A 19,766-nucleotide genomic window follows, 5' to 3' on the forward strand; every position below is an offset into this window, starting at 1 on the left:
GTGTCCCTCTCGATCAGGCGGCACAGTCGGTCGAGGCGACGCAACAGCGGGCCGCGTGCGGCGGCGGGATTGTCCAGCAGGTCGGCGCAGAGGACCATGGCTCGCGCGGCACGCACCGTGAGCCGGTGCGTACGGCCACCCCACCGACGCGCGGGGTCCGCATCAGCCACACGATGAGCGGCCAGGGCAGGGTGAGGAACGGCAGCATCACATAGACGTCGACCGATGCGGAGCCGGCCAGTGGGCCACTCAGGTGGAGCGTTGTCTCGCCGGACACGGCCGCCTGGACGTACGGGGACAGGGTGATGTCCAGCGTCGCCATCAGAAGGGCGAGGACTTTCCCGTAGCGCGGCAGCCAGCCCTGCGGCCGTAGCGGTCGAGCAAGGGGAACCGGTGGATCACATCCCGGACGATGTCCTCATCGGCCTGCCGCATCGCCGTGCCCCACTGTTCCCGTAGGGGGTTGAGGCACCGCCTGCACAACGGCAGCCCGCCCCGCCCGTACCGGTGGGCTGGTGCTGGCACGCTGCGCACGGCCCCCCATGTTCGCCAGGGCAGACCAGCGCGGACGGGTCCGGCTCGGTGACCGGGGGAGGGGAGTCGGTCGGTGTCGCGGGGTTTCCTTGCAGGCGGCGCACGCCGCCGCCCCGAGCCGCAGGTATCGACCGCATAACACACACGTCCGATAGTGCGCCGTGAGATCCGGCGCGGCGGCGGCCCGGAACAGCCCGGCGGGCCCGGGACACAGCGTTTCGGGCCCGCCAGCGCCGCTCCGTCCTCTCCCCGCTACGCGGCCCAGTCGAGTCCGAGGCTGGTGAGCGCGGCGAGCCTGTCGGCGGTCAGCTTCCGCGTCGGCTCTCGGTGTTGGACAGCCACACCCCGAGTTTCACATCGGTGCCGTATTCCAGCCGCTCCTACACATGGGACTGGGGATCTCCACCGAGCCCGTGCCGCTCCCTGTACTGGGGAAGGGCCGCAATGCCCCGCGCCTACGGTCGTCTTGGGGCCCTTCGTGGGCTCGGACCGCTCCGGGGGCAGGTGGTGAGCCGAAGGCCGCCAGGCACTCGGCTGCGGAGGCTTCGCGGGTTCGACATGCGATGCCTTGATGCGGCACACGCCAGATGCGTCGTGTGGGAGGGGGGCAAGTTCATGGTGAACAGACCCGGTTCTCCCGGCGATTGGAGAGCGGGGCGCTTCTGATCGCCGCTGCCACGGGCGCTCCGCTGTTGTCGGCCACGCCCGCGGCAGCTGTGCACGGGGTGGTGCCCGGCGACTTCAACCACCGTCCAGCCAGGCGGTTTTCGGGCGGACTTCAGCGGTCGTAGGCGGTCAGCGCGCGCATGACTGGCTGGCCGCGCATGAACCTGGCTCCACTCATCAGGCGCACTAGAAATCGATCATCCAGGGGACCAGGAGGCGCTCTACCGGCGGACCGCCGAGATCAGTCCGCCGGGCCCCTCCTCGCGCTGTGGCGGGGTTCTGATCGGGCGGCCGTAGGCGGCGGCGCGTTCGTGCAGGGTGTGGCAGCTGGCCTCCCAGCCGTGCCCGGCCAGCCAGCCCACCGGGTCGTCGGGCATCTCCGAGACCCACATGGACGCCGCCGATCCCGGCCCGGCGTTCGCGCCGAAGCGCTCGATCACACCGCGCGAGCCCAACGTCAGCCCCATCCGGCTGCCTGCCGCCGACTGCGCGCTGATCCGGGCCAGCAGCAGCTCTACCGCGTCCTCGGGCAGATAGATCAGCAGTCCTTCGGCGATCCACACGGTCGGCACCGCCGGGTCGTGCCCTGCGGCGGCCAGCGCGCCTGGCCAGTCCTCACGCAGATCCACCGCGACGGTGATCCGCTCGCAGCGTGCGACGGCCCGCTCCTGGCGCAGCACCGAAGCCTTGAAGTCCAGTGGCGCGGCGGTGTCGACCTCGAACAGCCGCGTGCCCTCGGGCCAGTCCATCCGGAAGGCCCGGCTGTCCATGCCGGCGCCGAGCAGCACGACCTGCCGGACACCGGACGCGGAGGCCTGCTGCAACACGTCGTCGAGGAACTTCGTCCTGATGACGATGGAGAACGACACGGCCAGCCGGCGGCGTCGCGCGGCCTCGTCATCGGGCAGCGGCGGCGAGGAGGGCCACAGGCCGCCGGCGGTGGCGAAGGCCTGTGCCAGTGGGTCGCGGAACAGCGCGTTCTCCCGCTCGGTCTCCAGCGCCCGCACCCTGGCCACTCCCACCGCCGTGGCCGACACTCCCGACAGCTGCACCCGCTCCGGCTCATCAGTCACCGCGCCAGCCTAGAACTCCTAACGGAATGAGTACGTAGCGGGTGCTCGAAGGTTGGCGGGATCCATGCGGCCACTTACCTCATGTGCAACCAATTGGTTGCTCATGCGCCTCCGGATGTGCAACCTTTGGGTAGCGCATCCGGATGAGATGAGGTTGCAGTGATCCCCAACACGATCGAACGCGCCATCCTGATCAATGCGTCCAGGGAACGGGTCTGGTCCGTGCTGAGCGAGCCCGCTTTCCTCGGCCGCTGGTTCGGCAATGGAGAGCCGGTCAAGATCGACCTGCGCCCCGGCGGCCTCTTGGTCTTCGACCACGGCATCCACGGCGTCATTCCCGCCCGTATCCAGACAGTCGAGCCTCCGCGCCTCCTGTCCTGGCGGTGGTCTCAAGGCGCCGCAGGCGAGGAACCGGACGACTCGAACGCCACTCTGGTCGAGTTCACCCTGACCGAAGACGACTCCACAGGAGGCACCCGGCTCACCATGGTCGAAAGCGGCTTTGCGCACCTCGGGCTGCCCGCAGAGGAGGTCATCGGCCGGCACCGCGCCAACGGTCAGAACTGGCCTGGCAAGCTCGACCAACTGCGCGCGGACTGCGAACAGGCCACGGCATGACCCGCACCAACGAGGGCGAACAGGCTCCCGATGACGTCCTGGTGGCCCTGGCCGAACCGATCCGCCGAGAGGTCCTGGCCGTCCTTGCCCGCGAAGGCGGCGCGACCTCGACGTCCCTGGCGGCAAGCCTCCCCATCACCCGCCAAGCGGTGGCCAAACACCTGGCCGTCCTCGACCGCGCAGGACTGGTACGCGCCCACCGGGTCGGACGCGAGGTCCGCTATGAAGCCGACCTGCAACCACTGAGGCGGACGACGCGGTGGATGGACACCCTCGCCACCCAGTGGGAACACCGCCTCAACGCGATCAAGGATCTGGCGGAGGGGGCCGCTGGGCCCTGACCCCCCGCAGCGCTGTCTCAAAGGCCCATCGTGGTGCGGAGTCTTCTCCAGCAGATCAGTGCGCATCCCTGAACGAGGAAGGCTTCGTGGACGTCGTCGCGGATCTCCCAGCGGATCCGCAGTCGGCGGAACCAGTGCAGATGGGCGAAAGCGCGCTCCACGACCCAGCGTTGGGTGTCCAGGCCGGAGCCGTGCTCGGTGCCGCGGCGGGCGATCAGCGGCTTCACGCAGAGGTCCCGGACCAGACGACGGTACTTGTCGTGGTCGTAGTCGCGGTCGCCCAGCACCACGTCCGGGCGGCGCCGGGGCCGGCCGCGCATGCCCCGCACGGGCGGTACGGCTTGCAGGAGCGGGATCAGCCGGGTGACGTCGTTGTGGTTGCCGCCGGTCAGGATGCCGCTTGCGTCCGGGATGCCGGGTCCGGCGCTCGACCCTGGGCAGCAGCGGCTCGATCATCGCCCACGGTTCGTCGTCGACCTCCCACGGCTCCGGCCGCGTCGCCCCGCACCCCCTGGTCATCAGTCTGGGAGTGATCCAACCACGCCGAAGATCATGTTGTTAGGAGCTCTAACCTCGCCGTTTCGGTTGGGGCGATGAGGAGTCGTTGATCGCCAGCTGCCGGGTGGGGGAAGTGTTTTCGCTGCTTGGTCATGGCGGAGCCCGGCGCGGTGGCCGGGTTCTCCAAGTCTTTCGGGTCGTGGGTGGGCAGGGGTTTGCCGGTCAGCCAGTGGGACGGGGCAGTGCGGTGAGGCGGTGGAAAGCCGTGGCGAGTTCGTGTCTCCAAGCCCAGGTCGCCGATATCCGCAAGTGCAGGCGCCGGCCGCCGCGCGTGAGGCGTGCGGCGACGTGCAGCAGCCGGTAGCGGAGCTTCTTCGGCTCGGCCGTCGCGAGTTCACCGTCCAACAGGAGGACGCGCATCCAGGCCAGCAGCTCGATCGCTGCGAGGCTGAGTTCCAGCCACGCGGCATTGACGTTGAAGTCGCGCGAGGGAAAGCGGCCGAAGCCGGTGGTCCTGCCGCATCGGATGTGGTCCTCGACGCATGCATGGCCGCGGTGACGGACCTCCAGGCACTGTGCGGAGCCGCCACTATGCCGGTCAGCTCGGCGACCTCGGCGCCGTCACGCAGTGTCCCGTCCTGGTCCAGGGCGGGATGCCAGAGGCGGTCGGGCATGGCCCGAATGGCGCGACGGACCGGCCCGGTGATGGCGTACCCGACCGAAAAGTAGGTACCGATTCCTCGTTTACGCAGGTCGTGGACGTGGGCGAGGAATGTCTTCGCGGATCCGGCGCTGTCGGCGCGGATGAGCATGTCGGTGCCGTAGCGGTGCGCGTCGGAGATCTGGGCGAGTGCCTGGTCGAGCACCGTGATGTGGTCGCTCGCGGTGTTGGCACCGGCGTTCCCGGGCCGCAGCCGGCCGGACAGTGCTTCGCCGGTGTTGGCCAGGAAGCACAGCAGCGGGTGGTAGCCGAAGCCGCCCTTGCAGGTGGGGTGCGGCCTGCTGTTTCTCGGGGTGGCAGGTGATCAGCGTGGCATCGAGGTCCAGGACCAGACCGGGCAGCATGCGTCCCGCGGCCCGGGCCGCGGGTATGCCCTCACCGCGCTCGGCGGCCTTCAGCCAGGCGACCTCCCGGGCCTGGGCGCGGGCACAAGTCAGCGAGGCCAGCACAGTGTCATCAACATCGGCGAGCAGCCTCCAGGCCGTCGGCGTCGAGGCGACAGGGCCGAAGACTGCTGCCTGGTCCGTAGCACGGCCAGGTCCGAGATGGCCGCCTCACCGCCGTCGGCGAGCATCACCGCCAGGTCGGTGGCGATCCGGCCCGGATCGTGACCGATTCCGCGCGGCCGAAGGGTCTGAGCGCGGCGGAGCACGCGGCGGTCAGACCGGTGGCATCGGCGAGATCCGCCAGCAGCCGTGCCCCGGCATGACCGACTACCCCCGAACCATCGGCACTGACCTGGATCTTGGGATGCAACCCGATACCCTGCACGTAGAAGGTGCCCTCCGCCTGGGCCGACAGAACCCCTCAGCAAGGTTCATCGTCCCAGGTCAGGAAGGCACTTTCGCGTTGCCGCCTCAACACTCGCCGTACCCGACCGAAACGGCGAAGCCAGCAGGTCGACTGGACCTGGTCGATGGTCCGCGACGAACTCCTGGGCCGCCTGCACGCGAACACCGCGGTACGCGAAGCCGCCCCGGCCTCGAACAGCACGTCATGGACAGCAGGTTGACTGCGACACTGGCGGCGGAACAGATCCTGCGGGCGTCCGAAGGCACCGACTAGCGGCGCCTTCGGGATTGGCCCGGTCAGGGGCGTCCGGGCCGGTTCAGCCCACGGTGAGCGGGCCGGCGGTGTACAGGGCCTCGTCGAAGGCCTGGCCGGTGGTGGGGGCCCTGCCGATCGGGAACGCGGAGACGGCCCGGCCGCCGACGATCGAGGTGGAGATGTAGTCGCCGACCATGCGGCCCTGGTTGGTGTTCGCGATCTGTGAGAGCGGGAACGGCCCGGTCAGCGCGGTGGCGGTGGTCCAGGTGGCGCCCCGGTTGGCGGAGGAGATGTAGCCGACCTGGAGGCGGCAGGTGGTCGAGGTGCAGTTGGCGGACGGGTAGAAGTAGTAGTGCAGCCCGATCCGGGTGGTTGTACCGGATGTGGTGCGGTCGACGCCGAGGCCGGGGAGGAAGTGGTCGACGCCGCTGGTGGTGGAGTCGATCGGGACCCGGGTCACTCCGGACCAGGTGACGCCGTCGGTCGAGGTGGAGTAGACGATGTCGTTGGCCGTGCAGTTCGCGCGGAAGCGGCAGTCGTGCCACGCGACGAAGATCCGGTTATCGCCGCTGACCTCCGCTGAGGCGATTCCCCTGGGCGCCCGCAGGCCGCCGGCGACGGTGTGGGCCTGGACGGAGTGGACGAACGAGGTGCTGCTCCAGGAGGCCCCTCCGTTGGTGGAGTTGAAGGCGCGGATGGCGCTTCCGTTGGCCGAGTAGGGAACGACGACCTTGCCGTTGGACTGGACGAGCGGCTGTCCGGCGAGGCCGCTGGGTGAGCCGGACGGAGCGACCGGCGCCGACCAGGTCAGTCCGCCGTCGGTGGAGGTGCTCATCAGGATGCGGTTGCCGGAGGAGACGTTGTCGACCTCGATGTAGCAGCGCCCGTAGAACGGGCTGGTGGGGGTGTTGTCGCAGGTGATCCACGGCTTGTCGTAGTTCGGTCCGTTGAACCCGACCGCTCTGACGGGGTTCTGCCAGCTCACGCCGCCCGTGGTGGAGCGGCTGACGGTGACTCCGGCGCCGGTGACGCCGCTGGAGGTCGAGTTGAGGGGCAGTCCGGCGACGAGCCAGGTGGCGTGCCGGGCGTCGTAGACGACCGACGGGTCGGAGACCCGGGAGAAGGCGCCGCCCTGGTAGACGGTGATGCCGGGGATGGTGCCGTGGGTCCAGGTGACTCCGCCGTCGGCCGACCGGGCCCAGCCGAGGCCGGAGGCGCCGCCGTTGAAGAAGCGGCCGTTCTGGGCGACCGCGATGACGGTGTTGCCGGAGGCGAAGGTGTCGGGCTCCACCACGGTGGCGTGCTGGCTGGTGCTGTTGGTGAAGGGGTCCGTGTCGATCTGTGTCAGAGCGGGCGCGGCGGTGAGCTGGACGTCGTCGAAGCGAGCGAAGGTGGGGGCGCCCCGGTGGTCGCCGTAGTGGCTGACCAGGCGGAGGGTGGAGTCGCCCTTGGCGTGGCTGGTTCCTCCGACGCGTGCGGCGTACGTGCTGCTGTGCGCGCCGGAGCCGACCACGGCGGCGGCGCCGGCCGAGGTCCAGCCGGTCAGGGTGCCGGTCTCGACGCCGCCGTTGGACACGGCGGCGGAGGCCGGCGGAGCCAAGAGGACGGACGGGACGGCGAGGGCGGCCGTGGCGGCGAGGCTGAGGAGGCCGCGGGTACGCAGGGTCTGTAGCGAGAACACGAGCGGATCATCAGGGTGGCGCGCTGCGGCACGGTGAGCGACACACGCACACGTCCCCCGTCCGGGCGGGGAGTCCGGGGCCCTTTCAGGGGACTGTCCAGGTCGAATGGGCCGTATGCCCGTCGGGTGTCGCTCCGTCTTGTCGGCCCACGTCTTGTCGGGCTGTGATCAGGCGCTGGTGAGGACGGCGGGCGGGTGTGGGGGCGGTGCAGGTAGGTGTGGGCGCTGGGCAGAGTCTCCAGCAGGATCCGCTGCTGGCGCCGGATTCTGGTGAAGTGGGCGTCGGCGGCCCGACGGGCGGCCGTACGGTGCCACAGGGCTGGCGGCGGCGGGCCGCCCTGCAGGTCGAGGGCGGCCAGCAGGGTGCGCAGCGGCAGTTCGCCCGTTCGGGGGACAGCCCGGCGCGATGCCCCTCCAGGCAGGCCGACAGGGCATCGGACGACGGCAGTTCGCGGTGTGCCTGTCAGAACGGCATGTCCGCGCGCGTAGCGGCCGGAACAGGAGCTGGGCCAGGTCGTCGGCTGCCGCGGCGCGCAGGTGCTGCCGGGCAGGGAAGGCGCTCACCAGTCGGTCGAGGTGGCGCAGTACGCCGGTCGCCGACCCCCTGATGCAGAAAGCTATGTCCCTCCCGGGGTAACTGACCGTACCTGGCCTCACCGCCGTCGGCGAGCATCACCGCCAGGTCGGTGGCGATCCAGCCCGGATCGTGACCGGTTCCGCGCGGCCGAAGGGTCTGAGCGCGGCGGAGCACGCGGCGGTCAGACCGGTGGCATCGGCGAGATCCGCCAGCAGCCGTGCCCCGGCATGACCGACCACTTCCGAGCCGTCGGCACTGACCTGGATCTTGGGACGCAACCCGATACCCTGCACGTAGAAAGTGCCCTCCGCCTGGACCGACAGAACCCCTCAGCAAGGTTCATCGTCCCAGGTCAGGAAGGCACTTTCGCGTTGCCGCCTCAACACTCGCCGTACCCGACCGAAACGGCGAGGCCAAGGGCTGTGTGATCACACCAGGCACGGCAAGATCATGGCACCCCACCAGCGGTTACGGGGCGTCGGAGCTGACTTGGATGGCCCCGTTCCCTGGATTGAGCCCACAGCAGTTCGGCACATTGGTCACCACGCTACGCCGCGAAGGTGTGGCCCCGACCTGCCAGCGCAGGCCGTGGAGCCTGCCGCTGCAGGACCGGGTTCTGCTGGGCACCGCGTACTGGCGGACGAACCTGACGCTGCGGCAGCTCGTCCCCTTGTTCGGGGTGTCAAAGTCTGCTGCCGCCCGGATCGTCGAGCATCTCGGGCCGCTACTCGCCCTGCGACAACGCAAGCGGTCCCGCAAGGAAGCCGTGCTGATCGTGGACGGCACCCTGATCCCCACCCGTGATCACACGGTCGCCGTGCGGTCGAAGAACTATCGGTACTCCACGAACGACCAGGTCGTCATCGACGCCGACACCCGTCTCGTCGTCGCCGTCGGCAAGCCAGTCCCCGGCAACTGCAACGACTGCAAGGCTGGGGAACTGTCCGGCGCCAAGGCAGCTGTCGGCCGCACCACGGTGATAGCCGACGGCGGCTACCGAGGCACCGGCCTGATCACCCCGCACCGAATTGAACCAGGTCAGGGCGACCTCACGGCCTGGAAAGAGGAACACAACTCCTCCCACCGCAAGGTCCGTCCACGGGTCGATCACACCTTCACCCGCATGAAGACCTGGAAGATCCTCTGAGACTGCCGCCTCAAAGACGCCGGCGTCCAGCACGCCATGCTCGGGATCGCTCGCCAGCACAACCTCACCCTCGCTGGGTGACCCACAGGCAACAGCCAGGACAGCCAGCACGACAGAGACCAGGAAGCAGGCTGGCTATAACTCCTCTCTCAATCGCGCCCAGGTGTGAGTGTCGAGGCTGTCATGGGGCCCAATCCGGGAGAGTTCGACGCCGTCGCGCCCCAGGGCCACAATCACGGGACGGACGCCGCGGCTGATACGGGGAGACGTCCAAACAGCGATGAGACTGCGCTGCTCGGGAACCCCGATCCGGCGGACACCGAAGAGAACGTGACTCACATCCCGCCCGAGGCGCACTTTGACGCAACTGATCCATGGGGCCGCGGTGATGGAGTGCGGAGGGTCAAGGCGACGGGTGAGGCTGAGCACGCCTGCTCCGTTGCGAACGTCGAGCACATCGACGTCGATGCGATCGTCTCCGGGGCCACTGCCGCCCCCGACGTACCGCCACTGCTCGCCGAACCACTCCAGAAGCGCAATGTGCTCACGCATCCGCGACGACTTCGGACGCCACAGGAGCCAGATCGCCCCGACACCGGCAGTGCCGTCGACATCGGCCGACACCACGGTCAGCACGCGCCGCGGTATCCACCACGGTTGCGGCTCATCTCCCGCCAGCGCCCGCTTCACCATGCCCCGCAGAAAATTCTCGCACCGGTGTCCCGCCCACACGGCCTCTCCCCATGCCTGCATGCGCCTGCGATACGCGGCACGCGAGGGCATCAAGCCCGATGCCGCTGAGGCGGACGCCTCACACCCCTGACCAAAAGATCATTACGGGACAGCCCTTAGATGATCGATTCCAAGGGGCCTGATGAGGGGAGCTAGCTTCATGCGCGGCCAGCCAGTCATGCGCGCACTGACCGCCTACGACCCCTAAAATTACCATTGGGCGAAGACCAACAGCCACCCTTTGTAAGCGACCACACGAAGTGGACCACAGCCCGAAATATTGAACACCTCGGTCAGTGGGACGACGACGACTTATTTGCCAGCCGACCCTGTGCCCACCATTTGCTCGCATTCTCGATTGGTGCTGTCCCGGAAGTGGAAGGGCAGTGGATCACTCCGTACGTTGCTCCGTTTGCGGGACATGTCCCACAGGCGCACGATGGATGGGAGCGTAGCGGCAGCCCGGAGAAGGAAAATCCCACGCGGAGTGCCCCTGCGTGGGGGCGCTGTGCGAAGGCCGAGCGGGATCGCCTCCAAGCTGGGGAGGAGCGCGATGGTCTCCCTTTCCAGTGTGCGGTTCGACAAGACGAACAGCGACGTCAAAACCGTGCCGAGTGCACCGATCGGAGCTGGTTTCCGTATCCCTGCAGGAGCCACGGTCTTTTTCGGCCCGCAGACGAAGTCCGCCTACGCCGCCTGGCAACGATTAATCGACTTCACCGGCTCGGATGCGGATGAATTCCCCGGCTGCTCCTACCTGGCGAAACTCGGCGCCCAGGCCGGGTTCACTGTGGATGGCTCACCGGGGTGAGAAGTGACGCGAACCTGCCTATACCTATACAGCGGGAATCGGGTTTCATTGCCGCATCTCACGGGTCCAGCAGGCAAATCCGCACCTTGAGCCTCCCTACTGAGGAGAGAGTCATGCCTGCCCATGAGCCGTTCCCTGGAGCGGCGTTCTTCCACAAAGGCCAACGCAGTCCGATTATCACTGCAATGGGGAAGCGTCTCGTCGAGGAAGGGTGCGGGCAGTACCAGACGGGCCCGGGCCCCGAGTGGACCGACACCGACCGCCAGTCCTACGCCGCTTGGCAGCGCAAGATCGGCCTCTCGGGAAGTGACGCCGACGGCACACCCGGCAAGCAGTCCTGGGACCGGCTCCGCGTCCCAACGACGGGTGCGCGCGTCTCCTCTCCAGTGCCGGGACACGGAGTGACAACCCCGTACCACAAGCAAGGACCCCACTGGAGCCTGGGCTACCACACCGGCGCAGACTACGCCGCCCGGACCGGTACGCCCTGTGTCGCCGTACTCAACGGTTCCGTCCGCGCCGGACAGGATCCCAGCTTCGGCACCTACCTTGTGCTGAGATCAGGCGGATTCGACTACTGGTACTGCCACCTCTCTCATCGGGACGTCACCAGTGGTTCCGTGCGGGCCGGGCAACAGGTCGCCAAAGTGGGCTCGACCGGGAACGCCACCGGACCCCACCTGCACTTCGAAAAGCGCCCGGCTGGTGGCCGTTTCGGATCCGACGTGGCTCCCAACTGGTAACCGGGCACCAACTGCATCGGGCCCGGAGCATGATGAACACCGAACGGCCCAGGACATGGCCGCTATTCGACTGGATTTCGTTCAACAGTCCTGAGCGCACTCCAACGCCCAGGGACGCGATCAGGCCCTGCGCATGGACGACGGCGAAGACCGCCCCGACCGGCAGGCCGGACAGCGCCAGCACCGCCGTGCCGGCTGCGAAGGCGGGGGCGTGGGCGACGGCCGGACAGGATCAGGCCTGGGGGCAGGCCGTCGGGCCGAGAGCAGGAATGTGGCCCTGTAACCGTGTCAGCTGCGGGCCGAACATGCGCACCGCCGACAGGGTGGGACCGCGCGCCACCGCGGCCGCGCGAGCGATGGCGAACATCCGCCGCGTCACGGACGGCCCAGCGTCACCAAGGTCACCACCCGCAAGTTGCGCGATCCGGCCACCGGACAGATCGTGGAAGTGACCGTGGAGGACCGCACCGTGCCGGACTGACGCACGGACGTCCGATATCCGGAACGGCAGCACCGCGAACACCACCGCAAGGAACGATGGTGCCCGTGGAGACCACCGGCGTGAGCGGTGCCCGTGGACCTGGTCGCGCTCACCGAGCGCTTGGAGCACAGCCCTGTTCGTGGTCGAGTAGCCGCTGAGTTCGGAAACGGCGGTGTCGTGGACGCCGAGGTCGTCGCCCCGCTCGGGCAGCGCGCGACGTCATCCGTACGGCTGCCCCATGGTGCTCCCTCCGGATCAAGCATCGGAGGACCACGTAATGATCAAGGGTTACGACGTATCCGCATTCCAGGACGCGCACTTCCCCACCGCCGGCACCAGCTTCGCGTTCATCAAGGGCACCGAGGGCCGTTCCTACGTCAACCCCAGGCAGAAGGAACAGACCGCGCACGCCCGTGCCGCGGGCCTGGTCGTCGGCTTCTATCACTTCCTGCACCCGGGCCACGTCAAGGAGCAGGCGGCCCACTTCGTGGAAGGGTCCGCGAGCATCGAGTACGACCTCCTGGTCGTCGACTGGGAAACCAACCCGAACGGCACCGCGGCGACCTGTGCGGAGAAGGATGCCTTCATCGCCGAGGTCAAGCGGCTGCGCGGCTCCAGCCACAAGATCGGGCTGTACTGCAACCGGGACTTCTGGCGTCACCGGGACACCACCGGCAACGCGGGTGACTTCCTCTGGATCGCCGAGTACGGCGTGGCCGCGGGCAAGCCCAACATCCAGTCCAAATGGATGTTTCACCAGTACACCGACAAGCCTCTGGACACCAGCGTGGGCAACTTCGCCTCCAAGGCCGAGCTGGTCGCTTTCGCGGGTGGCATCAACGGCACAAGGAAGTAGCCTTCCGCGGTGATGCGGCACTTGGAGGCGAGGGCGATTGACGAGGCTCTGGACCTGTTCCAGGTCCTCATGGCCACCCGTCTGCTGGACGCGGCGAAGAGGAAGACGGAGAAGGAGCGGCTGTCCGCGCTGCCGCAGCTGGAGAAGGCGTCGAGGTGCTCGCGCGGGCGGCGAAGGTGCTGTTCGAGGAGCTGGAGCTGGTCGAGGAACACGGCGCGGATGTGGACGCGGGCGCGCGGTGGCGACTATGGCCTTCTGAGCAGCGTCAAGGGGGACCCTGCCGTTGCGGACGGCGGTGTGCAGCTTCGTCTTCACGGGGTCCTTCTTGTTGACCCCGCTGCCCGGCTTGTGGCACGGGTCGGCCGGCCCAGCAGATCGCCAAACTGCCCCGCTCGCCGCATCTGACCTGCGGAGCCACACGTCAGGAAGGGGGCGTGCGTCTGGCGCGGAAAAACGCACCCGTACGCCGGTAGCGGCCTGGGGGCGTGGCGTGGATAGTGCCTGCGAAGCGTCCGCCGCACACGCACGGGCCCTTCTGCCTGTTCGCTTCCGGCACCAGGGGGGACTCACCTTGAACACCGTCAGGCTCCGCCGCATCTTCGGCGTCGCCGCCTCCACGATCCTCGCAGGCGTCACCCTCGCCCAACCAGCCCACGCGGAAAGCAGCTGGGGCCTGGTCAACACCTCGACCAACAAGTGCGCCGACCTGCCCGGCTTCTACGCCACCGGGCCCAACACCGGCGTCTCCCAGTACACCTGCAACTTGACGGACAGCGACAACCAGCGATGGTTCATGCGTCCCACCCGCCCGCCGGTGGCCGGCTACTCCGTCGTGGAATTCGTCAACGTCAAAAGCGGCTTGTGCATGGACCTGCCCGGCTACGGATCCGTCGCGGCCACGACCCGTGTCTCCACCTTCTACTGCAACTCGGTGCCCGACAACGACAACCAGGAGTGGGTACTGGAGGACGGTGTCGGTCCCAGCAACACGTACTTCCACATCGTCAACTACAAGAGTGGCCTGTGTCTCGACGTCGCAGGCTGGGTAAGTGACGGCTCCGACCTGGCCAACGACCTGCCGCTGACGGTCTACCCCTGCTACAACGCCGCCTGGGCCAACAACGGCTGGGACGACCACACCTGGCACGCCGTCTAGCCGTCGACGGAAGAAAGCGGCACCGGAGGGGAAAGCTGCCTGGTGCCGCTTCGGCGACTTTACGCCGCTGGAGATTCTGAGGAGTAAGGGTTCCGCGCGAGAAAAGGAAGTTGACCGAGCAGCCGGGCCCGTCACCACGGTAAAGCGATCTGCACCGAATCAATGGCTGCGACAAACCTGTCTGCTGAGCCGGAGAACGGTAGTTGTCACGAAGGCACGCTTGTTGTCACCGGCGTGGTGGAGCACGGGCGGTGTGACAGTTCGGCACCACCGAGCAGACCGCCATGCGCTACCTCGGCGCGCCCTGCCCGAAACGCACCGCCAAGCTGCCCAGGCAGCCCGCCTGGTTCACCCCTGGAGGGTGGCGAGCCAGTCGGTCAGCAGGCTGTTGACCTCGTCGGGGCGTTCCTGCTGGATCCAGTGGCCGCAGCCGTCCAGGAGGTGGGAGGCGGACAGGGCGGGGAGGGTGGTGGGGTAGGCGTCGATGGCGTCGGCCATCCAGGTGGTGGAGGCGTCCAGTGCGCCGCCGACGAACAAGGCGGGCTGTTTGATGGGGGCTCCGCGGTAGGGGGCGAGGTCTTCCCAGTCTCGGTCCATGTTGCGGTAGCGGTTGAGGGCGCCGGTCAGGCCGGTGCGCTCGAACTCCCCGGCGTAGACGTCGAGGTCCTCCTCGCTCAACCAGGCCGGGAGGGGGCCGGCGGGGAAGCGGTCGCGCAGCTGGCCGCCGTGGGCGACGAAGTGCGGGTCGGGCTCGCCCTCGGCCGGCATGGTGTCGGCGGACAGGGCCGCGTAGAAGCCCGCGAGCCAGCCCCGGACGTCGGGCTCGATCTCCGCCTCGGCGCGGCCGGGCTCCTGGAAGTAGGAGACGTAGAACTCCTGCTCGGGGCCGCCGATCCGGCCGAAGATGTCGGTGGGGCGGGGGCCTCCCGGCGGCGCGTACGGGACGCTCAGCAAGCCGACCGCACGGAAGACTCCGGGGTGGAGCAGGGCCGAGGCGGCGGCGATGTTGGCGCCCCAGTCGTGGCCGACGACCACCGCACTCTCCTCGCCGAGGGCACGGACGACGGCGACGTTGTCCTCCACCAGGTCGAGCATTCGGTAGGCATCGGTCGCGGCGGGCTTGGAGGAGCGGCCGTAGCCGCGTACGTCGATCGCCACCGCCCGGTAGCCGGCCGCGGCGAGGGCCGGGAGCTGGCGGCGCCAGGAGTACCAGGACTCGGGGAAGCCGTGCACGAGCAGGACCAGCGGGCCGGTGCCCTGCTCGACCAGGTGCAGGCGCCCGGCAGGCGCCTCGACGGTGCGGTGGCGGAGTACGGCGGCAGGCTCGGACTGCATGGGGGAGTTCCCCTCGGTTCGCGGGCGGCCAGCGGTACCCATCGATCATGCGGCGCGGCGGCCACTCGGCGCGATCAGCGTTGCCATTCTGGCAAGCTTGCAGGACAGGGCGGTGAAGCGGCACGGCGCGGGAAGGAACAGGGACGGTGGCAGGGGACGACGTGGCCCAGACGCTGGCGGCGATGGGGCCCCGGCTGCGGGTCGTGCGCGAGCGCCGTGGCGTCACACTCGCCGATGTCAGCTGCGCGACCGGCATCTCGACCAGTACGCTGTCGCGAATCGAGACCGGCCGGCGCAAGCCCACGCTGGAGGTGGTGCTGCGGCTGGCGAGGGAATACGAAGTCGCCCTGGACGAGCTGGCCGGCACCGCACCCGCCCCTGCGGCCGAGCCCCGCAGCACGGCGCCGCACAGCTTCGGCGACGACAAGGCGGTGTTGCCGCTGACCCGGTACGTCGGCGGCCTGCACGCCCACAAGCACGTCCTGCCTGCCGTCGCGGAGCCGCCTGGGCGGCCCCGGCAGGTGTCCCACGGGGGCTACGAGTGGCTGTGTGTCCTGTACGGGCGGTTGTGGCTGGCACTCGGCAGCCAGGACCTCGTTCTGACTGCCGGGGACGTCGTCGAATTCGACACCCGCATCCCCCACGGAGTCGCGAACGCCGGATCCGACGGACCGGTCGAGTATCTGATCATGTTCGGGCCTCAGGGAGAACGTCTACGGCTGCGCACCCCTCCAGCAGTCGGTCGCGGGACTGGTGACAGAAAGGCTGCTGAATGAGCAGTTGTGACAAGCCCCGTGCCTCGTCGGTGACAACCACGCTGCTTCGTCCGGTCTCATTCGCCACGTCATCCCGCTCTGCCGGTGACAAGTACTGAGCTTCGGCTCAGCGCCAGTGAGTCGAAGCACGGTAGGTGTCACACAGGCAGTCTTGTTGTCACCTGCGACGTTTGGCGCCGGAAGGTCGTTCTCTCAACTCTTGACGGCCTCTGCGATCTGCTGGGCGGCCTGGGCGGGGGTGAGGTGCGTGGTGTCGACGACCTCGGCCTCGGCGTGCAGCCACGTGCGGGCCGCCTCAGCGTAGGGCTCAAGGTATTTCAGACGGAACGGGGAGTTGGGGCCGAGAACGGTGTCGCCTGCGATGCGCGCGCGGAGGGTGTCCTGGTCGGCATGTAGGACGAAGTGCCGGACCGGAATATCGTGCTGGGCGAGGCCCGAGCTGATCTCGCGCCAATATCGCTCGACCAGGACCGTCATGGGCATCACCAGGGTGCCGCCGGTGTAGTCGAGGACGCGTCGGGCGGTCTCGACCACCAGCGGCCGCCATGGCGGCCAGTGCTGGAAGTTGTCCGTCGCGGGCAGTCCTGGCTTGATGTCCATGAGTGTCTCGCCGACTTTCTCGGCGTCGAACACCCGTGAGTCCGGAATCAGCTGCTGGACGAGCGCGCTGGTCGTTGTCTTGCCTGCGCCGTGGGTGCCGTTGAGCCATACGATCATGGACTTGACGCTAGCGTCGTCCGGACTGCACTCGCAGGGCGCCACCCGGATCCTGCCGTCCCACGAGCACGTCCATGAGATGGCCCGGCCGACCACGGCTGGCGTTGCGAGGTCACCCCGGACGGCGAGCGGCCCACGCCCGTCGCACCCGTGCGTGCTGACGGATGCTCTACCTCCTGCGCCGGACCGCCGACACCGACCAGGCGCCGGCCATCCCGGTCGGCAATCCGATGGGAGGGATCTGGTCCATGCCCGCAGCCACAGCGACCCGGCGCGCGTACCGTGGCGGTACGACCCGCTGGGAGGACCAGATGAGCGCGCAGCCCGACCACGCACCCCTCACCCCGTACGCCCCCGCGGCGGGAGCTCCAGCTGAACTGCTCGCACAGCTGCGCGCCGACCGGCGTGCGGAGCGGTGGGTGCCGGCCTTCAAACAGGAGTGGGCGGCGGCGCTTGAGGAATCCCGTCGGACGTTCTCCCTTGCTGCGCTGTACGAGGTCGTCCAGGTGTGGCAGGCCCGCGTCGCCTCCGCCCCGGCGGTCGACGCGTTCCTCGACTCCGGCCGGGACGAGACCGGCTTCGTGGACCTGGAGGAGATCCGGAGCAGGCGCCGGTGACCGGACAGCCACACGCGGTCCGGCTTTCGCCGCCGGCCGCGAAGGTGCTCACCGCGCTACCCGAGGACGCGGAGCAGATGGTCTGGGACCTCCTGGACGCCGCGGCCGGTAGCCCGTCGGGCTTCCCGCAGTGGGACGCCGGCGACCCAGAGGGCGAGGACGTGCGCATCGCCTCCGTCGGCCAGCTGTCCGTCATCTACTTCGCCAACCGCGCCCTGCGCCACCTGTCCGTCCTGGACATCGTCTGGCTCGGATAGCCACCTGGTGACAACGCCCCGGCCCCGCATTGCAGCTGCCGGGGCCGGGGCGTTCTGTGTGCTGGCCGCGCCCTGATTGCCGCGGTCAGTCGTGGCTTCGGCACGGGCGGTACCCGAGCGGCACTTCGGGGCCCATCGTCGATGCGGCTCTCCACCGATGCCGTTACGAAGCGGTGGTCTCGGCGGGTGGTTTCACGCAGTACCCAGCCGATGGCTTTGCGAATGAAGAATGCGGTCTCTTCCGGCAGGGCGTCGGCGTATCGGCTCAGCCGGTTCAGGTCGGCCGCGTCGGCGCGGACGCCGGGGAGCAGAGCTGGGAGGGCTGAGCGGCGGAGGCAGAAGTCTTGGTCGATGGCCCAGCGGTCGAGGATGGTTCCGGCCGCTTTCTTGTCCTGGAAGGTGATGGCACCGGCGCCGTTGACGGCGAGGGTGTCCACCAAGGCCCAGGTGCGGGCGCCTCACAGCATCACTTCCACCGTCACGAGGTCGGCGGGGGTGAGGAGGTGGACGGCTGCCTGCCGGTGTTCCTAGACGTTGCTGGTCCATAGCAGATCGACCAGGGTCAGGACGTCCGACCGGGTGAGCGAAGGCAGGTTACGGCTCGTGGTGTTGACGGCGCGGAGCAGGTCGGGGATGGGGCAGCCGAGGTGGACGAGGTCGCTGTGGAGGTAGTCACGGCCCCAGGCGGCTCGCTGGGGGCTGCCGAGGCGGGCGAGCTGCTCGGTGAGCTGGTCGGCCGCCTCGGTGAGTCGTGAATGGGGCAGGCTTACGCGCCGGTTTCCAAGATGCGCTTGAGGGCGGCGAGCTCGGTGTCGACCAGGGCGACCTGCTCGTCGAAGAAGGCGTCGGTGAAGGCTGGCGGCTGGAAGAAAGTGATCACGAATTCGGATCCGGTGCCGTTGGCCACGACGCGGGCGGGGACCTGCCAGGACGCCTGCTCCTCGATGTAGTCGTGGTCGAGGATGCCCAGTTCGGCGTTGCCGCGGATGCGGAGCCGTGCGGGGCCGTGCGGGGTGGTCATCAGCCACCAGTCCGGCTCGTCGGTGGGCTCGATGGCCTTGATGTTGGCGATCGCCCAGGCGGGCCAGTTCGACGCGTCGGCGAGGAAGGCGAAGACGTCGGCGACGGGGCGCTCAATGGTGACGGTCTTGGTGACCGAGCGCGCGGTGGTGGGGGCGATGCTCACGGTGGTGCCTTTCAGAGGGTGGGTGGTGCGGGGGGCTCTGGGTGGGCTTCCCCGACGAGGTGGCGTATCCAGGACTCCAGCTGGCGGCGCTGGTCCGGTTCCAGGGCGGCGAAGAAGTGGGCGTCGTTGCGGTCGGCAAGCTCTGCCAGCTTGGGGGCCAGGTCGCGGCCTGCGTCGGTGAGCGTCAGTCGTACGGTGCGGCGGGAGGCAGGATCCGGTTGTCGGGTCGTCAGCCCCTTGGCGGCCAGACGATCGACCAGGCGCGAAACCGCGCCGGCATCGATGCCCATATAGCGGGCCACCTCGCGGGTGGTGGTGGCGTCGCCTCGGTACAGGGTGATCAGGACCGCCCACTGGGAGACGGTCACGTCGTGCTCGGCGAGTTCCCGTTCGAAGCGGCCGTGGACTTCGTCGGAGAGCCGGCGAAGCCAGTAGCCGAGGTGGTCGCGCAAGCCGCTGGTGGAAGATGTCACCCCTCCAATATGAGTGCCGTGACAACTGTTGTCAAGACATCATTTGTCATTCGTGTGGCCAGGCCGCGCCACTGGTTGAGGCAGTTGATGCACGGCTCGACGGTGGTGCGCTGCTTGCAGGACTCCGCATCGAAGGCGGGCGGGCGGCCACCTTGGCGGCCTCGCCGTAGTCGGCGGCCGATCTGGTCCGACGGCTGCGGGACGACCACGCGGACGCAGGTGGCTGCGGATCGCGCGGGATGAGTAGGCGCGGTCGGCCAGGACCATGGCGGCGCGGGTTCGGGATCGGCCGCTGCCGGTTCTCGGCACGCGGATGCGGGCCATGACCATCTCGAAGACGGGCGCATCACCGGCCTGACCCGCGGTAACGGCCAGAGCCAGGGGCGGTACGTGGCCATCCGCGGCCAGATGGATCTTCGATCATCTGCGCACTTGAGACGGGCCGCAGCTCTTGGACCGCCCCGCTGGACGCATGACGCCTGGCGCCCGGGGACGACACCGCCACCGTCACCGCCCGGCAACTGCGTGAACTGGTCGAGACCCTGATCAGGGCAGGTCAATGGCAGGAAGGCGACCCGAACATCCTCATCATCGTGGTCGCCGGCTACGACGCACCCCGTCTCGCCTTCCTGCTGGGGGACTTGCCGGTGCAGGTGCTGGCCCGGATGTGCTCGGACCGCGTCTTGAGCGCGGGCGAGGAGCTCTCGCACAGAGAACGGGGCG

At 68.7% G+C, this 19,766-nt stretch carries 18 protein-coding genes and 9 pseudogenes; 14 read left to right on the forward strand and 13 right to left on the reverse strand.

What is annotated here, in order from left to right; all coding sequences use genetic code 11:
- Positions 1-13 precede the first annotated feature (13 nt).
- The gene (locus ABZ937_RS29645) at positions 14-322 is read right to left on the reverse strand and encodes a hypothetical protein (RefSeq protein WP_361696397.1); all 309 of its coding nucleotides are present in this window, start codon (positions 320-322) and stop codon (positions 14-16) included.
- A 1,099-nt stretch (positions 323-1,421) separates the two neighbouring features.
- Positions 1,422-2,237 carry a class I SAM-dependent methyltransferase gene (locus ABZ937_RS29650; protein WP_361696462.1) on the reverse strand — a complete coding sequence of 272 codons (816 nt, stop codon included), beginning with the start codon at positions 2,235-2,237 and terminating at the stop codon, positions 1,422-1,424.
- 195 nt (positions 2,238-2,432) lie between these two features.
- Here ABZ937_RS29650 and ABZ937_RS29655 point away from each other — a divergent pair, with 195 nt between their 5' ends.
- Together ABZ937_RS29655 and ABZ937_RS29660 are read left to right on the forward strand one after the other, a co-directional pair.
- A complete protein-coding gene (locus tag ABZ937_RS29655; RefSeq protein WP_361696398.1) occupies positions 2,433-2,891 on the forward strand; it encodes an SRPBCC domain-containing protein in 459 nt (152 codons plus the stop codon).
- Positions 2,888-3,232, forward strand: a complete 345-nt coding sequence (locus ABZ937_RS29660; protein ID WP_361696399.1) for a metalloregulator ArsR/SmtB family transcription factor — start codon at positions 2,888-2,890, stop codon at positions 3,230-3,232. The genes ABZ937_RS29655 and ABZ937_RS29660 overlap by 4 nt, the downstream gene beginning before the upstream one ends.
- A 17-nt stretch (positions 3,233-3,249) precedes the next feature.
- On the opposite strand, the pseudogene ABZ937_RS29665 reads toward ABZ937_RS29660, so the two are convergent.
- Positions 3,250-3,627: pseudogene (locus ABZ937_RS29665) on the reverse strand (transposase); the annotation flags it as partial.
- Between the two features lie 325 nt (positions 3,628-3,952).
- Positions 3,953-5,222 (reverse strand): annotated as a pseudogene (locus ABZ937_RS29670) (transposase).
- 109 nt (positions 5,223-5,331) lie between these two features.
- Between ABZ937_RS29670 and ABZ937_RS29675 the strand changes: the two are divergent.
- A pseudogene (locus ABZ937_RS29675) lies at positions 5,332-5,516 on the forward strand (methylmalonyl Co-A mutase-associated GTPase MeaB); the annotation flags it as partial.
- Positions 5,517-5,559: 43 nt separating this feature from the next.
- Here ABZ937_RS29675 and ABZ937_RS29680 read toward each other — a convergent pair.
- Both ABZ937_RS29680 and ABZ937_RS29685 read right to left on the reverse strand, forming a co-directional pair.
- On the reverse strand, positions 5,560-7,179 hold the full coding sequence (locus ABZ937_RS29680; protein ID WP_361696400.1) for an exo-alpha-sialidase: 1,620 nt from the start codon (positions 7,177-7,179) through the stop codon (positions 5,560-5,562).
- 649 nt (positions 7,180-7,828) lie between these two features.
- Positions 7,829-8,049 (reverse strand): annotated as a pseudogene (locus tag ABZ937_RS29685) (IS1380 family transposase); the annotation flags it as partial.
- Positions 8,050-8,249: 200 nt separating this feature from the next.
- Between ABZ937_RS29685 and ABZ937_RS29690 the strand changes: the two are divergent.
- Positions 8,250-8,984 (forward strand): annotated as a pseudogene (locus ABZ937_RS29690) (transposase).
- Between the two features lie 54 nt (positions 8,985-9,038).
- Here the strand turns inward: ABZ937_RS29690 and ABZ937_RS29695 are convergent.
- Positions 9,039-9,656, reverse strand: coding sequence for a hypothetical protein (locus ABZ937_RS29695; protein WP_361696401.1), 618 nt, complete (start codon positions 9,654-9,656; stop codon positions 9,039-9,041).
- A gap of 532 nt (positions 9,657-10,188) precedes the next feature.
- Between ABZ937_RS29695 and ABZ937_RS29700 the strand changes: the two genes are divergently transcribed.
- The 6 genes and pseudogenes from ABZ937_RS29700 to ABZ937_RS29725 all read left to right on the forward strand — a co-directional run bounded on the left by ABZ937_RS29700 (position 10,189) and on the right by ABZ937_RS29725 (position 13,682).
- Positions 10,189-10,446, forward strand: coding sequence for a hypothetical protein (locus ABZ937_RS29700; RefSeq protein WP_361696402.1), 258 nt, complete (start codon positions 10,189-10,191; stop codon positions 10,444-10,446).
- Between the two features lie 116 nt (positions 10,447-10,562).
- A pseudogene (locus ABZ937_RS29705) lies at positions 10,563-10,805 on the forward strand (peptidoglycan-binding protein); the annotation flags it as partial.
- Between the two features lie 99 nt (positions 10,806-10,904).
- Positions 10,905-11,189 (forward strand): annotated as a pseudogene (locus ABZ937_RS29710) (M23 family metallopeptidase); the annotation flags it as partial.
- A 758-nt stretch (positions 11,190-11,947) separates the two neighbouring features.
- A complete protein-coding gene (locus ABZ937_RS29715) occupies positions 11,948-12,526 on the forward strand; it encodes a glycoside hydrolase family 25 protein (RefSeq protein ID WP_361696403.1) in 579 nt (192 codons plus the stop codon).
- Between the two features lie 3 nt (positions 12,527-12,529).
- Positions 12,530-12,753, forward strand: a pseudogene (locus ABZ937_RS29720) (hypothetical protein); the annotation flags it as partial.
- Positions 12,754-13,097: 344 nt separating this feature from the next.
- Complete coding sequence (locus ABZ937_RS29725) at positions 13,098-13,682, forward strand: RICIN domain-containing protein (RefSeq protein WP_361696404.1); 585 nt, start codon at positions 13,098-13,100, stop codon at positions 13,680-13,682.
- Positions 13,683-14,030: 348 nt separating this feature from the next.
- Here the strand turns inward: ABZ937_RS29725 and ABZ937_RS29730 are convergent, their stop codons facing one another.
- Complete coding sequence (locus ABZ937_RS29730) at positions 14,031-15,017, reverse strand: alpha/beta hydrolase (RefSeq protein WP_361696405.1); 987 nt, start codon at positions 15,015-15,017, stop codon at positions 14,031-14,033.
- A gap of 146 nt (positions 15,018-15,163) precedes the next feature.
- Here ABZ937_RS29730 and ABZ937_RS29735 point away from each other — a divergent pair, with 146 nt between their 5' ends.
- Positions 15,164-15,793, forward strand: a complete 630-nt coding sequence (locus ABZ937_RS29735; protein WP_361696406.1) for an XRE family transcriptional regulator — start codon at positions 15,164-15,166, stop codon at positions 15,791-15,793.
- A 192-nt stretch (positions 15,794-15,985) separates the two neighbouring features.
- Here the strand turns inward: ABZ937_RS29735 and ABZ937_RS29740 are convergent, their stop codons facing one another.
- Positions 15,986-16,510 carry an AAA family ATPase gene (locus tag ABZ937_RS29740; protein ID WP_361696407.1) on the reverse strand — a complete coding sequence of 175 codons (525 nt, stop codon included), beginning with the start codon at positions 16,508-16,510 and terminating at the stop codon, positions 15,986-15,988.
- 311 nt (positions 16,511-16,821) lie between these two features.
- On the opposite strand from ABZ937_RS29740, the gene ABZ937_RS29745 reads away from it, so the two are divergent.
- Together ABZ937_RS29745 and ABZ937_RS29750 are read left to right on the forward strand one after the other, a co-directional pair.
- Positions 16,822-17,127, forward strand: coding sequence for a DUF6247 family protein (locus ABZ937_RS29745; RefSeq protein ID WP_361696463.1), 306 nt, complete (start codon positions 16,822-16,824; stop codon positions 17,125-17,127).
- Entirely contained in the window at positions 17,124-17,384 is a 261-nt protein-coding gene (locus tag ABZ937_RS29750; RefSeq protein ID WP_361696408.1) for a hypothetical protein, read from the forward strand. The genes ABZ937_RS29745 and ABZ937_RS29750 overlap by 4 nt, the downstream gene beginning before the upstream one ends.
- Here the strand turns inward: ABZ937_RS29750 and ABZ937_RS29755 are convergent.
- The 4 genes from ABZ937_RS29755 to ABZ937_RS29770 all read right to left on the reverse strand — a co-directional run bounded on the left by ABZ937_RS29755 (position 17,324) and on the right by ABZ937_RS29770 (position 19,457).
- Positions 17,324-17,821 (reverse strand): DNA alkylation repair protein, encoded by a 498-nt coding sequence (locus tag ABZ937_RS29755; RefSeq protein WP_361696464.1) that lies wholly within the window; start codon positions 17,819-17,821, stop codon positions 17,324-17,326. The genes ABZ937_RS29750 and ABZ937_RS29755 overlap by 61 nt on opposite strands.
- Positions 17,822-18,150: 329 nt before the next feature.
- Positions 18,151-18,570: an SRPBCC family protein gene (locus ABZ937_RS29760; RefSeq protein ID WP_361696409.1), complete on the reverse strand. Its 420-nt coding sequence runs from the start codon at positions 18,568-18,570 to the stop codon at positions 18,151-18,153.
- Between the two features lie 11 nt (positions 18,571-18,581).
- On the reverse strand, positions 18,582-19,043 hold the full coding sequence (locus ABZ937_RS29765) for a MarR family transcriptional regulator (protein WP_361696410.1): 462 nt from the start codon (positions 19,041-19,043) through the stop codon (positions 18,582-18,584).
- A 39-nt stretch (positions 19,044-19,082) separates the two neighbouring features.
- Positions 19,083-19,457: a transposase gene (locus ABZ937_RS29770; RefSeq protein ID WP_361696465.1), complete on the reverse strand. Its 375-nt coding sequence runs from the start codon at positions 19,455-19,457 to the stop codon at positions 19,083-19,085.
- Positions 19,458-19,459: 2 nt separating this feature from the next.
- Between ABZ937_RS29770 and ABZ937_RS29775 the strand changes: the two are divergent.
- Positions 19,460-19,729: pseudogene (locus ABZ937_RS29775) on the forward strand (transposase); the annotation flags it as partial.
- Between the last annotated feature and the right edge of the window lie 37 nt (positions 19,730-19,766).

Origin of the sequence: Streptomyces sp. NPDC046727 (assembly GCF_040645635.1) — a bacterium.
GTDB lineage: Bacteria > Actinomycetota > Actinomycetes > Streptomycetales > Streptomycetaceae > Streptomyces.

What these genes read in the sequence shown, in the direction of transcription:
- ABZ937_RS29745 (WP_361696463.1), top strand. Translation starts at nt 16,822, where the DNA reads ATGAGCGCGCAGCCCGACCACGCACCCCTCACCCCGTACGCCCCCGCG.
- ABZ937_RS29730 (WP_361696405.1), bottom strand. Translation starts at nt 15,017, where the DNA reads ATGCAGTCCGAGCCTGCCGCCGTACTCCGCCACCGCACCGTCGAGGCG.
- ABZ937_RS29740 (WP_361696407.1), bottom strand. Translation starts at nt 16,510, where the DNA reads ATGATCGTATGGCTCAACGGCACCCACGGCGCAGGCAAGACAACGACC.
- ABZ937_RS29695 (WP_361696401.1), bottom strand. Translation starts at nt 9,656, where the DNA reads ATGCAGGCATGGGGAGAGGCCGTGTGGGCGGGACACCGGTGCGAGAAT.
- ABZ937_RS29715 (WP_361696403.1), top strand. Translation starts at nt 11,948, where the DNA reads ATGATCAAGGGTTACGACGTATCCGCATTCCAGGACGCGCACTTCCCC.
- ABZ937_RS29700 (WP_361696402.1), top strand. Translation starts at nt 10,189, where the DNA reads ATGGTCTCCCTTTCCAGTGTGCGGTTCGACAAGACGAACAGCGACGTC.
- ABZ937_RS29660 (WP_361696399.1), top strand. Translation starts at nt 2,888, where the DNA reads ATGACCCGCACCAACGAGGGCGAACAGGCTCCCGATGACGTCCTGGTG.
- ABZ937_RS29645 (WP_361696397.1), bottom strand. Translation starts at nt 322, where the DNA reads ATGGCGACGCTGGACATCACCCTGTCCCCGTACGTCCAGGCGGCCGTG.